The organism is Burkholderia sp. 22313 (assembly GCF_052045245.1).
GTDB lineage: Bacteria > Pseudomonadota > Gammaproteobacteria > Burkholderiales > Burkholderiaceae > Burkholderia.
In genome coordinates, this window is record NZ_JBQEON010000041.1 from 49,191 (window position 1) to 63,354 (window position 14,164).

Annotated in this window: 13 protein-coding genes; 11 read left to right on the forward strand and 2 right to left on the reverse strand. The window is 66.9% G+C overall.

The genetic code is table 11. The annotated features are described in order from the left end of the window. The first annotated feature begins 56 nt into the window (after positions 1–56). The 4 genes from ACTJKF_RS27095 to purU all read left to right on the forward strand — a co-directional run bounded on the left by ACTJKF_RS27095 (position 57) and on the right by purU (position 3,099). Positions 57–623, forward strand: coding sequence for an adenine phosphoribosyltransferase (locus tag ACTJKF_RS27095; protein ID WP_034179054.1), 567 nt, complete (start codon positions 57–59; stop codon positions 621–623). A 42-nt stretch (positions 624–665) separates the two neighbouring features. Then, positions 666–1,280: a LysE family translocator gene (locus ACTJKF_RS27100; protein ID WP_440627688.1), complete on the forward strand. Its 615-nt coding sequence runs from the start codon at positions 666–668 to the stop codon at positions 1,278–1,280. Positions 1,281–1,285: 5 nt separating this feature from the next. After that, entirely contained in the window at positions 1,286–2,143 is an 858-nt protein-coding gene (locus ACTJKF_RS27105) for a DUF4743 domain-containing protein (protein ID WP_440627690.1), read from the forward strand. A 71-nt stretch (positions 2,144–2,214) separates the two neighbouring features. Continuing rightward, positions 2,215–3,099, forward strand: coding sequence for a formyltetrahydrofolate deformylase (gene purU, locus ACTJKF_RS27110; RefSeq protein WP_440627692.1), 885 nt, complete (start codon positions 2,215–2,217; stop codon positions 3,097–3,099). 132 nt (positions 3,100–3,231) lie between these two features. On the opposite strand, the gene ACTJKF_RS27115 is transcribed toward purU, so the two are convergent. Further along, the gene (locus tag ACTJKF_RS27115; protein WP_440627694.1) at positions 3,232–4,314 is read right to left on the reverse strand and encodes an AI-2E family transporter; all 1,083 of its coding nucleotides are present in this window, start codon (positions 4,312–4,314) and stop codon (positions 3,232–3,234) included. Positions 4,315–4,569: 255 nt separating this feature from the next. Then, positions 4,570–7,455 carry an excinuclease ABC subunit UvrA gene (gene uvrA, locus ACTJKF_RS27120; RefSeq protein WP_440627695.1) on the reverse strand — a complete coding sequence of 962 codons (2,886 nt, stop codon included), beginning with the start codon at positions 7,453–7,455 and terminating at the stop codon, positions 4,570–4,572. 276 nt (positions 7,456–7,731) lie between these two features. On the opposite strand from uvrA, the gene ACTJKF_RS27125 reads away from it, so the two are divergent. The 7 genes from ACTJKF_RS27125 to ACTJKF_RS27155 form a co-directional block, all read left to right on the forward strand. Next, a complete protein-coding gene (locus ACTJKF_RS27125) occupies positions 7,732–8,919 on the forward strand; it encodes an MFS transporter (protein WP_440627697.1) in 1,188 nt (395 codons plus the stop codon). A 102-nt stretch (positions 8,920–9,021) separates the two neighbouring features. Beyond that, positions 9,022–9,573 carry a single-stranded DNA-binding protein gene (locus ACTJKF_RS27130; RefSeq protein ID WP_121860964.1) on the forward strand — a complete coding sequence of 184 codons (552 nt, stop codon included), beginning with the start codon at positions 9,022–9,024 and terminating at the stop codon, positions 9,571–9,573. A 116-nt stretch (positions 9,574–9,689) separates the two neighbouring features. Then, positions 9,690–10,241, forward strand: a complete 552-nt coding sequence (mug, locus tag ACTJKF_RS27135; protein ID WP_440627699.1) for a G/U mismatch-specific DNA glycosylase — start codon at positions 9,690–9,692, stop codon at positions 10,239–10,241. Next, positions 10,228–10,851: a DNA-3-methyladenine glycosylase gene (locus ACTJKF_RS27140; protein WP_440627701.1), complete on the forward strand. Its 624-nt coding sequence runs from the start codon at positions 10,228–10,230 to the stop codon at positions 10,849–10,851. The genes mug and ACTJKF_RS27140 overlap by 14 nt, the downstream gene beginning before the upstream one ends. A 71-nt stretch (positions 10,852–10,922) precedes the next feature. Further along, entirely contained in the window at positions 10,923–11,687 is a 765-nt protein-coding gene (locus ACTJKF_RS27145; RefSeq protein ID WP_440627703.1) for a ParA family protein, read from the forward strand. A 460-nt stretch (positions 11,688–12,147) separates the two neighbouring features. Then, positions 12,148–12,729, forward strand: coding sequence for a TIGR01841 family phasin (gene phaP, locus ACTJKF_RS27150; protein ID WP_440627705.1), 582 nt, complete (start codon positions 12,148–12,150; stop codon positions 12,727–12,729). A gap of 263 nt (positions 12,730–12,992) precedes the next feature. Then, positions 12,993–14,164 (forward strand): acetyl-CoA C-acetyltransferase (locus ACTJKF_RS27155; protein WP_440622827.1); only part of this gene is annotated, 1,172 nt, incomplete at its 3' end.

Sequence of the window (14,164 nt, forward strand, 5' to 3'; positions counted from 1 at the left end):
CGTATTTGTTCGAAACGGTGCCCGATCTTCGCGCACCGTTTTTTTTGGAGAGTCTCATGCCGCATTCGTCGTCGGGCGCACCGCTCGATCCGGTCGCCTTCATCCACAGCCAGATCCGCACCGTGCCCGACTGGCCGCAGCCGGGCGTGATGTTCCGCGACATTACGACGCTGCTGCAGAGCCCGAAGGCGCTGCGCATCCTCGTCGACCTGTTCGTCGAGCGCTATGTCGATGCGAAGCTCGACTACGTCGCGGGGCTCGACGCGCGTGGCTTCATCATCGCGCCGATCGTCGCGTATGAGCTGAGCGTCGGCTTCGTGCCGATCCGCAAGGTCGGCAAGCTGCCGTACAAGACGCGCTCGGAATCGTATGACCTCGAATACGGCAGCGCGACGGTCGAGATCCACGAAGACGCGTGCCGCCCCGGCGACCGCGTGATCATCATGGACGACCTGATCGCGACCGGCGGCACGATGATGGCGGGGCGCAACCTGCTGCAGCGGCTCGGCGCGGTCGTCGTCGAGGGCGCGGCGATCATCGACCTGCCCGATCTCGGCGGCTCGACGCTGCTGCGCAACGCGGGGCTGCCCGTCTATACCGTCACCGAATTCGCCGGCCACTGAACCCCTGAACCACTGGACGCCGGCCCACGCCGCGAGATCACGATGCCCGACTTCCTGCTGTTTCTCGCCACATCGATGGCGATCACGTTCGCGCCTGGCCCCGACAACCTGCAGGTGCTCGCGCGCGGCATCTCGCAGGGGCGCGCGGCCGGCTTCGTCGCGGCGCTCGGCTTCACGGCCGGGATCCTGTTCCATACGACGCTCGCGGCGCTCGGCGTCGCGGCCGTGCTGCGCTCGTCGCCGGTCGCGTTCCAGGCGCTGAAGCTCGCGGGCGCCGCCTACCTCGTGTGGATCGGCATCAAGGCGCTGCGCAGCCAGGGCCTCGCGAATGCGCACGAGCGCCCGCCGCAGCCGCTGAGCGCGATCTTCCGGCAGAGCGTGATCGGCAACCTGATGAACCCGAAGGTCACGCTGTTCTTCGTCGTGTTCCTGCCGCAGTTCGTCGATCCGCACGGCGTGCAGGGCGTGACGCTGCAGATGTTCGAGCTCGGCGCGCTGTTCATGCTGCAGACGGCCGCGATCTTTTCGCTGTTCGGCGTCGGCGCGGGCGCGATCGGCGCATGGCTGAAGCGCCGCCCGAAGGCCGGCGTGTGGCTCGACCGGATTGCCGGCGCGACCTTCATCGCGATCGGCATTCGCGTTGCGCTGAAGGACTGAGCGCGATGACGTTTCCCTGCATTGCGGCCGCGCGCCGCTTCGATCCGGCCGCGCACCTGCGTTTCGAGATCGCCGGCCTGGCCGTAGGCTGGGTGCGTCGCCAGGACGTCGCGAAGCTCGCCCGCTGGCCCGACGTGTTCGAGCTGACGGATGAACGCGTGGTGCTGTCGGCGCGCTATGACACGGTCGACGCGCGCAGCATGGCGCTCGCGAGCGCGATCGGCGCGCTGGCCGCAGAAGGCGCGATTCCCGGCTGGCGCGACGAGATCTATGCGATCCGCAACCGCTTCGACGATCCGCCGCTCGCGTACATCGAGCGCGCCGCGTCGCGCTTCTTCGGCACGCAGACTTATGCGGTGCACCTGAACGGCATCGTAGAATATGCGGCTGCGCCGGGTTCGCCCGCCGCGCCGCAGATGTGGCTCGGCCGCCGCAGCGCGACCAAGGCCACCGACCCCGGCATGCTCGACAACGTCGTCGCGGGCGGCATCGGCTGGGGCCTGGGCGTTCACGAGACGCTCACGAAGGAATGCTGGGAAGAGGCCGGCATCCCGGCCGAACTGGCGGCGCGCGCGATCGCGGGCCGTGCGGTGCAGGTGTTGTGCTCGCTGCCGGAAGGCACGCAGTCCGAACTGATCTTCGTGTACGACCTGCCGCTGCCGCGCGATTTCGCGCCGCACAACCAGGACGGCGAAGTGGCCGAGCACCTGCTGGCCGGCGTGCCCGAGGTGCTCGGCTGGCTGCGCGAAGGCCGCGCGACGATGGATGCGAGCCTCGCGATGCTCGACACGCTGCTGCGCCATCGCTGGCTCGCGGCGGCCGATGCCGAAGGCATCGACGCGCTGTTCGCGCCGGGCGCGTGACGCTCGCCCGGGTGCAGGCCCGCGCGCGAACCGGCAATTTGACGAATACGGAAACGAAGGGAGTAGCGGTCATGTCGACCGATCACAGCTTTATCTTGAAACTGTCGTGCCCCGACCGGCACGGCATCGTCCATGCGGTCTCGGGCTTCCTGTTCGAGCGCAGCAACAACATCCTCGATTCGGCGCAGTTCGGCGACAGCCGCACCGGCGAGTTCTTCATGCGCGTGCACTTCGAGCAGGATGCCGACGGCGCGGATGCCGCGTCGGCGCTCGACACGCTTCGCCACGAATTCGCGCCGCTCGCCGAGCAGTTCGCGATGCGCTGGGAACTGCACGATGCGGCCGTGAAGCCGCGCGTCGTGATCATGGTGTCGAAGATCGGCCATTGCCTGAACGACCTGCTGTTCCGCTATCGCACCGGCCAGCTGCCGATCGAGATCCCGGCGATCGTGTCGAACCACAAGGAGTTCTACCAGCTCGCCGCGAGCTACAACGTTCCGTTCCATCACTTCCCGCTCGTCGGCGGGTCGTCCGATGCGGCGAAGGCCGCGCAGGAAGCGCGCGTGCTGGACGTGATCGACGAACACCAGGCCGATCTCGTCGTGCTCGCGCGCTACATGCAGATCCTGTCGCCGAACATGTGCCAGCAGCTCGCCGGCCGTGCGATCAACATCCACCATTCGTTCCTGCCGAGCTTCAAGGGCGCGAAGCCGTACTACCAGGCGTTCGACCGCGGCGTGAAGCTGATCGGCGCGACCGCGCACTACGTGACGACCGATCTCGACGAAGGCCCGATCATCGAGCAGGAAGTCGAGCGCGTCGACCACAGCATGACGCCCGACCAGCTCACCGCGATCGGCCGCGACGTCGAGTGCGTGACGCTCGCGCGCGCGGTGAAGTGGCATGTCGAGCACCGGATCGTGCTGAACGGGACGAAGACCGTCGTGTTCCGCTGATCGGCGGTTCGCGTCGGCCGGCCGGTGCCGGCTGACGGTGGCCCGGACATGGGCCGCAAACAAGAACGCCGCGCTCTTTACGGAGCGCGGCGTTTTTTATCGCGAGGTGAGCAGGAGCCGCGCGCGCGGCCGTCAGATCAGCCGCAGCATGTACAGCTCGCGCTTCAGGTACGCATAGAAGATCGGTGCGGCGATCACGCCTGGCAGCCCGAACGCGGCTTCCATGATCAGCATCGCGAGCAGCAGCTCCCATGCGCGCGATTCGATCTGGCCGCCGATGATCTTCGCGTTCAGGAAGTACTCGAGCTTGTGGATGATCACAAGGAACGCAAGCGACGCGATCGCGGTGCCCATGCTGACGGACAGCGACACCGCGACGATCAGCGTGTTCGAGATCAGGTTGCCGATCACCGGCAGCAGCCCGACGATGAACGTGACGAGCACGAGCGTCTTGGACAGCGGCAGCCGCTGGTGGAAGATCGGCAGCGCGACGAGCAGGTAGAGGGCGGTGAAGGCCGCGTTGATCGCCGAGATCTTGATCTGCGCGAACACGATCCGGCGGAACGATTCGGCGAAGCGCGACACGCGCGTGACGAGCGCGGTCGACAGCGGCCGGCGCACCTTGCCGTGCTCGACGCCGATCGCGATCATCGCGCCGATGATCATCCCGAACAGCACGTGGCCGAAGCCGCGCGCGACGCTCTTGCCGCCTTGCTGGAGCTGGTCCATGTGCGAGTGCATCAGCACCGCCGCCTTGGTTTTCATCTGTTCGACGTCGACCGGCAGCAGGTTCGCGATCCAGGCCGGCGTGCGCGCGCGCGTTTGCTCGACGATCTGCATCAGCTGGTCGAGCAGGCTCTGCAGGTTCGGCACCGTGTGCTCGAAGTGCTCGATGATGCCGATCGTCAGGCCCGTGAGCCCGCCGACGATCGCGATCGACAGCAGCACGACGGCGACCCAGCGCGCGCGCATGCTCGTCGTGTGGCGTTCGATCGCCGGCGCGATCGTGTGGATCAGCTGGTAGACCAGCAGGCCGGCCAGCAGCCCGCCGAGCAGCTTGAGCTCGATGACGAGCACCATCGCGACGAGGGCGAACAGATAGCTGCCGATCTCGATCGCCGACAGCTTCGGCAGGCTGAAGTCGCTCGTCAGCCGCACGCTGCGCAAGTGCGGCTCGCGGTTCTGCGCGTCGCGCGACTCTTGTTGCTTCTCCATCGTGAATTCCTGTCGTTCGTGTGTCATGCCGCGCGGTGGGCGACAGGACGGCGGCTGCCCGGCGCCGCACCGGATTGGTGCGGATGGCGAACCTTACGACCGTAAAGTATAGCTGCCATTATGGTCCGCCACGGGGCTGTTTGGCTCGTGGTGTATACGCAGAGGGGAAAACCGCAGAAGGGAAAACGACAGGGCGGGCACAGCCCCGGCACGCGGCGCGCGCGGCCGGGCGGCCGCGCGCGGGAACGGAAAGTGTCAGCCGGCCGCCGCCTTGCGGGCCGGACGCTTGAGCAGCGGGGCAAGATACTTGCCGGTGAAGCTCGCCTTGGTCTTCGCGACCTGCTCGGGCGTGCCCTGCGCGATGATCTGGCCGCCGCCGGCACCGCCCTCGGGGCCGAGGTCGATCACCCAGTCGGCCGTCTTGATCACGTCGAGGTTGTGCTCGATGATCACGACCGTGTTGCCCTGGTCGCGCAGCCGGTGGATCACCTCGAGCAGCAGCGCGATATCGTGGAAGTGCAGGCCGGTGGTCGGCTCGTCGAGGATGTACAGCGTGCGGCCGGTGTCGCGCTTCGACAGTTCCAGCGACAGCTTCACGCGCTGCGCCTCGCCACCCGACAGCGTGGTGGCCGACTGGCCGAGGCGGATGTAGCCGAGGCCGACGTCGAGCAGCGTCTTCAGCTTGCGCGCGATGACCGGCACCGCGCTGAAGAACTCGTACGCGTGTTCGACCGTCATGTCGAGCACTTCGCTGATGTTCTTGCCCTTGTACTGCACTTCGAGCGTTTCGCGGTTGTAGCGCTTGCCGTGACACACGTCGCACGGCACGTAGACGTCCGGCAGGAAGTGCATCTCGACCTTCAGCACGCCGTCGCCCTGGCATGACTCGCAGCGGCCGCCCTTCACGTTGAACGAGAAACGGCCCGGATCGTAGCCGCGCTCCTTCGCGGTCGGCACGCCCGAGAACAGCTCGCGGATCGGCGTGAACAGCCCCGTGTAGGTGGCCGGGTTCGAGCGCGGCGTGCGGCCGATCGGCGACTGGTCGACGTTGATCACCTTGTCGAAGTGCTCGAGGCCTTCGATCGCCTCGTGCGGCGCCGGCTCGGCCGACGAGCCGTACAGGTGGCGCGCGACCGCGTGATACAGCGTGTCGTTGATCAGCGTCGACTTGCCGGAGCCCGACACGCCGGTGATGCAGGTCAGGAGGCCGACCGGCAGCTCGAGATCGACGTGCTTCAGGTTGTTGCCGTGCGCGTCGACGATGCGCAGCATCCGCTCGGCATCGGGCGCGAGCCGCTCGTCCGGATACTCGATCACGCGCTTGCCGACGAGGTACTGGCCCGTCAGCGATTGCGGGTTCGACTGCACCTGCTTCGGCGTGCCTTCGGCAACCACCACGCCGCCGTGCTCGCCCGCGCCGGGGCCCATGTCGACGACGTAGTCGGCCGTGCGGATCATGTCCTCGTCGTGCTCGACGACGATCACCGAGTTGCCGAGGTCGCGCAGGTGCTTGAGCGTCGAGATCAGGCGGTCGTTGTCGCGCTGGTGCAGGCCGATCGACGGCTCGTCGAGCACGTACATCACGCCGGTCAGGCCCGAGCCGATCTGCGACGCGAGCCGGATCCGCTGCGCCTCGCCGCCGGACAGCGTCTCGGCGCTGCGCTCGAGCGACAGGTAATCGAGGCCGACGTTGTTCAGGAAGGTCAGGCGCGCGACGATTTCCTTGATCACCTTGTCGGCGATCTCGCGCTTCGCGCCGTCGAGCGACAGGCCGTCGAAATAGCCGAGCGCGTCGCGCAGCGGCCAGCCGCTGATTTCATAGATGCCGCGCGCGTAGTCGCCGGTGCCGACCCGCACGTGGCGCGCCTCGCGGCGCAGCCGCGTGCCGTCGCACGACGGGCACGGCTGGTTGTTCTGGTACTTCGACAGCTCTTCGCGCACCGCGACCGAATCGGTCTCGCGATAGCGGCGCTCGAGGTTCGGGATGATCCCCTCGAACACGTGCTCGCGGATCGTCGTGCGGCCGCGTTCGTTGATGTACGAGAACGGGATGGTCTGCTTGCCCGAACCGAACAGCAGCACCTTGCGGATCTTTTCCGGCAGGTCCTCGAATGCGGCGTCGATGTCGAATTCGTAGAACGCCGCGAGGCTCTGCAGCATCTGGAAGTAGAACTGGTTGCGGCGGTCCCAGCCCTTCACGGCGCCGGCGGCGAGCGACAGCGACGGGTGCGCGACGACCCGCTTCGGGTCGAAGAACGTGATCTGGCCGAGGCCGTCGCATTCCGGGCACGCGCCCATCGGGTTGTTGAACGAGAACAGGCGCGGCTCGAGCTCCTGCAGCGAATACGAGCAGATCGGGCACGCGAACTTCGAGCTGAACAGGTGCTCGCGGTCGGTATCCATCTCGAGCGCGATCGCGCGGCCGTCGGCGAGGCGCAGCGCGGTCTCGAACGATTCCGCGAGCCGCTGCTTCATGTCCGGGCGCACCTTCAGGCGGTCGACGACGACGTCGATCGTGTGCTTGTCGTTCTTCTTCAGCTTCGGCAGCGACTCGACCTCGTGGATCTTCGCGACGCCTTCGTTCGCGGTGCCGCCGCCCGAGCGCACGCGAAAGCGCACGAAGCCCTGCGCCTGCATGTCCTCGAACAGCTCGGCGTGCTCGCCCTTGCGGTTCGCGACAACCGGCGCGAGGATCATCAGCTTGGTTTCCTCGGGCAGCGCGAGCGCCGCGTCGACCATCTGCGATACGCTCTGCGCCTCGAGCGGGATGTCGTGGTCGGGGCAGTAGGGCGTGCCGACACGTGCGAACAAAAGTCGCAGGTAGTCGTGGATTTCGGTGACCGTGCCGACGGTCGAACGGGGATTGTGGGACGTCGCCTTCTGTTCGATCGAGATCGCGGGCGACAGGCCCTCGATCAGGTCGACGTCGGGCTTCTCCATCAGCTGCAGGAACTGGCGGGCATACGCGGACAGGCTTTCGACGTAGCGGCGCTGGCCTTCGGCATAAAGGGTATCGAACGCGAGCGACGACTTGCCCGACCCGGACAACCCGGTAATCACGACCAGCTTGTGGCGCGGCAGGTCGAGATTGACGTTTTTCAGGTTGTGGGTGCGTGCCCCACGGATACGGATCTGTTCCATGAACCTGGCCAAAATGGAGGGAACCAAACCTGCTACTATAACGGCTTTTCGAGGCCGTCGTTGGGGGCCCCCAGCCTTTGCGGCAACTGGCAGCAAGGCGGTGCCCACGCGGGGAAAGCGGCCGCGCCGCACGGCTTCGGGCGGCCCGCGGACTGCCTGCACGACGTCCCGGAAAGCGGCCCCGGAGCACGCCTGCCAGGCCTGCCGGGCCGGTGGCCCTGATCTTCCGCCGCCCGCCGCCGGGCGGACATTCCGATCATTCGAAATTCATTCCCGATGTCCAATCCGTCCGCCACGTCTTCCCGCATGAGTGCGCCCGAACTGCGCGCGACCACGTCGCTCGCGGCGATCTTCGCGCTGCGCATGCTCGGCCTGTTCATGATCATGCCGGTGTTCTCGGTCTACGCGAAAACCATTCCGGGCGGCGACAACGTGCTGCTCGTCGGCATCGCGCTCGGGGCCTACGGCGTCACGCAGTCGCTGTTCTACATCTTCTACGGCTGGGCATCCGACAAGTTCGGCCGCAAGCCGGTGATCGCCACGGGCCTCGTGATCTTCGCGCTCGGCAGCTTCGTCGCCGCGTTCGCGCACGACATCACGTGGATCATCGTCGGCCGCGTGATCCAGGGGATGGGCGCGGTGTCGTCCGCGGTGCTCGCGTTCATCGCCGACCTGACCTCCGAGCAGAACCGCACGAAGGCGATGGCGATGGTCGGCGGCTCGATCGGCGTGTCGTTCGCGGTCGCGATCGTCGGCGCGCCGATCGTGTTCCACTGGGTCGGGATGAGCGGGCTGTTCGCGATCGTCGGCGTGCTGTCGATCCTCGCGATCGGTGTCGTGGTGTGGATCGTGCCCGATGCGGCGAAGCCCGTGCACGTGCCTGCGCCGTTCGCCGAGGTGCTGCACAACGTCGAGCTGCTGCGCCTGAACTTCGGCGTGCTCGTGCTCCACGCGACGCAGACGGCGCTGTTTCTCGTCGTGCCGCGCCTGCTGGTCGACGGCGGGCTGCCGGTCGCTTCGCACTGGAAGGTCTACCTGCCGGTGATGGGGCTCGCGTTCGTGATGATGGTCCCGGCGATCATCGTCGCGGAAAAACGGGGCAAGATGAAGCCGGTGCTGCTCGGCGGCATTCTGGCTATCCTGATCGGTCAATTGTTGCTCGGCAGCGCACCGCATACCATCCTCATGGTGGCGGCGATCCTGTTCGTGTACTTCCTCGGCTTCAACATCCTGGAAGCATCGCAGCCGTCGCTCGTGTCGAAGCTCGCGCCCGGTTCGCGCAAGGGCGCGGCCACGGGCGTCTACAACACCACGCAATCGATCGGGCTCGCGCTCGGCGGCATCGCGGGCGGCTGGCTGCTGAAACACGGCGGCGCGAACACCGTCTTCTATGCGTGTTCGGGGCTCGTGGCGGCGTGGCTTATAATCGCGGCCAGCATGAAAGCGCCGCCGCGCAAGGCCTGAACCTACTTTTCGGGCACGCAGGGCGACGCTTGCCGGCTTGCCCGGCGGGCCGCTCCGACGACATTCGCGGGCGGCCCGGCATCGAATTTACTGGAGAAACACATGGCATCCGTCAACAAGGTCATCCTCGTCGGCAATCTCGGCGCCGATCCTGAAGTCCGTTACCTGCCGAGCGGCGACGCGGTTGCGAACATCCGTCTCGCGACGACCGATCGCTACAAGGACAAGGCAAGCGGCGATTTCAAGGAAATGACCGAATGGCACCGCGTCGCGTTCTTCGGCCGTCTCGCGGAAATCGTCAGCGAATACCTGAAGAAGGGTTCGTCGGTCTATATCGAAGGCCGCATCCGCACGCGCAAGTGGCAGGGCCAGGACGGCCAGGATCGCTACTCGACCGAAATCGTCGCCGACCAGATGCAGATGCTCGGCGGCCGCGGCGGTGCGGGCGGCGGCGGTGGCGGTGGTGACGAAGGCGGTTACGGCGGAGGCTATGGTGGTGGCGGCGGCGGCCGTGGCGGCGAGCAGATGGAGCGCGGCGGCGGCGGAGGTCGTGCCGGCGGCGCACCGCGCGGCGGTGCAGGCGGCGGGCAGAGCCGTCCGAGCGCGCCGGCAGGCGGCGGCTTCGACGAGATGGACGACGATATTCCGTTCTAAAACAGAAACGCCGGCATCCCGCACCGGAATGGACCCGAACGTCCGAGTCAAGCCAGTCGCTTGGCACGGACCTTCGGGTCTTTTTTCGTGTGCGCCCCGCGTACCCGAGGCCGACCGTGGCTGACGCGCTCCCCGACATCATCGCCCCGCAGCTCGACGTGCTGTTCTGCGGGATCAACCCCGGCCTGACCGCGGCCGCGACCGGCCATCACTTCGCGGGAAGGAACAACCGCTTCTGGCGCGTGCTGCATCTCGCCGGCTTCACACCGGACGAAATCGCGCCGCAGGATGACCGCACGATCCTCGCGTGCGGCTGCGGGTTGACCGCGGTCGTGCCGCGACCGACCGCGCGTGCCGATCAGTTGTCGCACGCGGAATTCATCGCGGCGGCCGCCGCCTTCGACCAGAAGATCGCGCGTTACGCGCCGCGCTTCGTCGCGTTCCTCGGCAAGGCCGCCTACGCCGCGCTGTCCGGCCAACGCGACATCGCGTGGGGGCTGCAACCGGTGCACATGCAGCGCACGGCCGTCTGGATCCTGCCGAACCCGAGCGGCAGAAATCGCGCATTCGGTATCGGCGAACTGGTCGACGCGTACCGCGAGCTTCGCGAGGCGGCGCACGCCGGATCGGGCCGCCGGCAGCAGGAGGCACAGGATGCCGCGCGATGAACCCGCGCCGCAGTGGCCGGGCACGCTGTTGCCGCGCGCGTTCTTCGATCGGGCCGCCACCGAAGTCGCGCCGCAACTGCTGAACAAGATCCTCGCGGCATCGGACGGCCGCGCGGGCCGGATCGTCGAAGTCGAAGCCTATGCGGGCGCGATCGATCCGGCCGCGCACACATACCGCGGCAAGACGCCGCGCAATGCGACGATGTTCGGGCCGCCTGGCCACCTGTACGTCTATTTCACGTACGGCATGCACTGGTGCTGCAACTGCGTGTGCGGCCCGGAAGGCACCGGAACGGGGGTGCTGATCCGTGCGCTGGAGCCGCTCTCCGGGCTTGAGCGAATGCGGGCGGCCCGGCCGCCGCTGACGCGCGATCGCGATCTGTGCCGCGGGCCGGCACGGCTGACCCAGGCGCTCGGCATCGCCGGTGCGCAGGACGGCGTCGACCTGGTCGCCGCGCACGAAGGGTTCGCGCTCGTGGACGACGGCACGCCGCCACCCGCGAATCTCGCGGGCGGCCCGCGCATCGGCATTCGCGTCGGCCGGGAACTGCCGTGGCGCTGGAGCGTGCCCGGCAACCGCTGCGTGTCGGGTCCGCTGCCGCGTATCTGACGGATGTCACGCGGCCGCCATGATTGACCGGCTAAGCTCGTTCTTTCGACGTTTCGATCGAAGGAGACACAATGCGGCGGGTCGTATTCAACCAGAAGGGCGGCGTGGGCAAGTCGACGATCGTCTGTAACCTGGCGGCGATCAGCGCGAGCGAAGGGCTGCGCACGCTCGTCATCGATCTCGATGCGCAGGCGAACTCCACGCGCTATCTGCTCGGCGACCGCGCGGCCGATGCGCGGCCCGGTGTCGCCGAATTCTTCGAGACGGCGCTGACGTTCAACTTCCGGCCGGTCGACGTCGCGTCGTTCATCCACCCGACGCCGTTCGACGGGCTCGACGTGATGCCCGCGCATCCGGACCTCGACACGCTGCACGGCAAGCTCGAGTCGCGCTACAAGATCTACAAGCTGCGCGACGCGCTGAACGAGCTCGATACCTACGATGCCGTCTACATCGATACGCCGCCCGCGCTGAACTTCTACACGCGCTCGGCACTGATCGCGGTCGAGCGCTGCCTGATTCCGTTCGACTGCGACGACTTCTCGCGCCGTGCGCTGTACACGTTGCTCGAGAACGTGAAGGAAATCCAGCAGGACCATAACGCGGCGCTCGAGGTCGAAGGGATCGTCATCAACCAGTTCCAGCCGCGCGCGAGCCTGCCGCAGCGGCTGGTCGACGAGCTCGTCGAGGAGGGGCTGCCGGTGCTGGCGTCGCGGCTGTCGGCGTCGGTGAAGATCCGCGAGTCGCACCAGCAGTCGAAGCCGGTGATCCATCTCGAGCCGGCGCACAAGCTCGCGCAGGAGTTCCGCGCGCTGCATCGCGAACTGGTCGGATGAAATTATCACCACCGATTTCGGAAATTCATACGATTAATAGAGTATTCATTAATAAACCCGGTAACGATTTCAAAAGAAATCTGGAAAAACGATTACATGGGTGGTCGAGCGGGTATTCAATGCCAACCTTTTTTATAATAACGGGAATAATGACGAGGTAAATGTTGCGGGCGAGTGTTGCATGGCATGCTGTAAAAAAGTAAAAAGCGTTACTGGACAAGGCATTGCGACACGGCCCCGAGGCGGGGAATATGGGGCGCGAGTCGGTCATTTCGCCCGCTAAGGGTTTTCACCTAGCATTAATGCCACTTAATTGACAATTAATGCATCTAGAATGGCCATCCTCTACTCCCCGCGTTCAATCGTATCCGTGAGGAGTTGAATAAGGGAGCAGGCACTGATCTGGCTTCCATTTTTCTTTTACGTCGTTTCTCTCGCATTGCCAACAGGAGCGTGCCCGATGTCCGTATTTGCCCCCGAAAAATTCGCCGCCGATTATCAATCCGGAATCGCTGCCTGGTTCGCGATTGCACGTCCGGCGATTCAAGGCTTCGAGGCTGTCGTCGAACTCAACGTGCAGGCGGCCAAGACGGCGCTCGAGGAGTATGAGGACAAGCTGAAGAACGCGTTCAACGTGAACAACCCGGCCGCCGGTTTCGCGCAGCAGGCGGCCGCACCGCAGGAAGCAGCCGGCAAGGCCATCGCGTACGGCCGCCATCTGTTCGACATCGCCGTGTCGACGCAGGCCGAATGGGCGAAGGTCGCGCAGGCTCAGTACGAGCAGACCGACAAGCGCGTGAAGGACGTGGTCGGCGAACTGACGAAGCATGCGCCGGCGGGCTCGGGCCCCGTGGTTGCAGCGCTGAATTCGGCGCTGTCCGCGGCGACTGCCGCCGCCGATTCCATGCGCGCTGCGACGGGGCAGGCGATCGAGGCCGCGCAAAGCGGTTTCGACGCGGTCAGCGAGACGGCGACGCGCGGTGCCAAGCAGACGGCCGCCGCCGCGCGCAAGGAAGCGGCTCCGCGCGAATCGGCCGCATGACCGCGTGTCGCGCGCAGGCGCGACACGATTGAATGGCGCCGGCGGGCGCCGGCCGCCGCACGTGCCACGTGGCGGTCGGCGAATGACCGGCTTGCCGCAGCGTGCCTGGGCATGGCCGGATCTGCGGACGTGCCGCGCGCATGAGCGCGCGAGCGTGCGGCCGCGGCGCGAGCCGCGTGGCGCTCACGCGTCATCGGCCGCCGTGCCGGCACCGGCACGCAACAACACGGATCGACCCACTGATTTCAAAGCAGGAACTGAACATGACGGACGTAGTGATCGTATCGGCCGCGCGGACCGCGGTCGGCAAATTCGGCGGCTCGCTCGCGAAGATCGCGGCACCCGAACTGGGCGCGACGGTGATTCGGGCGGTGCTGGAGCGCTCGGGCGTGAAGCCGGAGCAGGTGAGCGAAGTGATCATGGGCCAGGTGCTGACGGCGGGTTCGGGCCAGAACCCGGCGCGCCAGTCGCTGATCAAGGCCGGGCTGCCGGCGGCCGTGCCGGGGATGACGATCAACAAGGTGTGCGGCTCGGGCCTGAAGGCCGTGATGCTGGCGGCGAACGCGATCATGGCGGGCGACGCGGAGATCGTGGTCGCGGGCGGCCAGGAAAACATGAGCGCGTCGCCGCACGTGCTGCCGGGCTCGCGCGACGGCTTCCGGATGGGCGATGCGAAGCTGGTCGACACGATGATCGTCGACGGCCTGTGGGACGTGTACAACCAGTACCACATGGGGATCACGGCGGAGAACGTCGCGAAGGAATACGGGATCACGCGCGAAGAGCAGGACGCATTCGCGGCGCTGTCGCAGAACAAGGCGGAAGCCGCGCAGAAGGCCGGCCGCTTCGACGACGAGATCGTGCCGGTGGCGATTCCGCAACGCAAGGGCGAGCCGCTGCAGTTCGCGACCGACGAGTTCGTGCGTCACGGCGTGACGGCGGAGTCGCTCGCGGGCCTGAAGCCGGCGTTCGCGAAGGACGGTTCGGTGACGGCGGCGAACGCGTCGGGCCTGAACGACGGCGCGGCGGCGGTGCTGGTGATGTCGGCGCAGAAGGCGGCGGCACTCGGCCTGACGCCGCTTGCGCGGATCAAGGCCTACGCGAACGCGGGCGTCGATCCGAGCGTGATGGGCATGGGCCCGGTGCCGGCGTCGCGCCGTGCGCTGGAGCGCGCGGGCTGGACGCCGGGCGACCTGGACCTGATGGAAATCAACGAGGCGTTCGCGGCGCAGGCGCTGGCGGTGCACAAGCAGATGGGCTGGGACACGTCGAAGGTGAACGTGAACGGCGGGGCGATCGCGATCGGCCATCCGATCGGCGCGTCGGGCTGCCGGATCCTGGTGACGCTGCTGCACGAGATGGTCAAGCGCGACGCGAAGCGCGGGCTGGCGTCGCTGTGCATCGGTGGCGGGATGGGTGTCGCACTCGCGGTCGA

Coding starts and splice junctions, on each gene's coding strand:
- ACTJKF_RS27095 (WP_034179054.1), top strand. CDS start 57: ATGCCGCATTCGTCGTCGGGCGCACCGCTCGATCCGGTCGCCTTCATC.
- ACTJKF_RS27100 (WP_440627688.1), top strand. CDS start 666: ATGCCCGACTTCCTGCTGTTTCTCGCCACATCGATGGCGATCACGTTC.
- ACTJKF_RS27105 (WP_440627690.1), top strand. CDS start 1,286: ATGACGTTTCCCTGCATTGCGGCCGCGCGCCGCTTCGATCCGGCCGCG.
- purU (WP_440627692.1), top strand. CDS start 2,215: ATGTCGACCGATCACAGCTTTATCTTGAAACTGTCGTGCCCCGACCGG.
- ACTJKF_RS27115 (WP_440627694.1), bottom strand. CDS start 4,314: ATGGAGAAGCAACAAGAGTCGCGCGACGCGCAGAACCGCGAGCCGCAC.
- uvrA (WP_440627695.1), bottom strand. CDS start 7,455: ATGGAACAGATCCGTATCCGTGGGGCACGCACCCACAACCTGAAAAAC.
- ACTJKF_RS27125 (WP_440627697.1), top strand. CDS start 7,732: ATGTCCAATCCGTCCGCCACGTCTTCCCGCATGAGTGCGCCCGAACTG.
- ACTJKF_RS27130 (WP_121860964.1), top strand. CDS start 9,022: ATGGCATCCGTCAACAAGGTCATCCTCGTCGGCAATCTCGGCGCCGAT.
- ACTJKF_RS27140 (WP_440627701.1), top strand. CDS start 10,228: ATGCCGCGCGATGAACCCGCGCCGCAGTGGCCGGGCACGCTGTTGCCG.
- ACTJKF_RS27145 (WP_440627703.1), top strand. CDS start 10,923: ATGCGGCGGGTCGTATTCAACCAGAAGGGCGGCGTGGGCAAGTCGACG.
- phaP (WP_440627705.1), top strand. CDS start 12,148: ATGTCCGTATTTGCCCCCGAAAAATTCGCCGCCGATTATCAATCCGGA.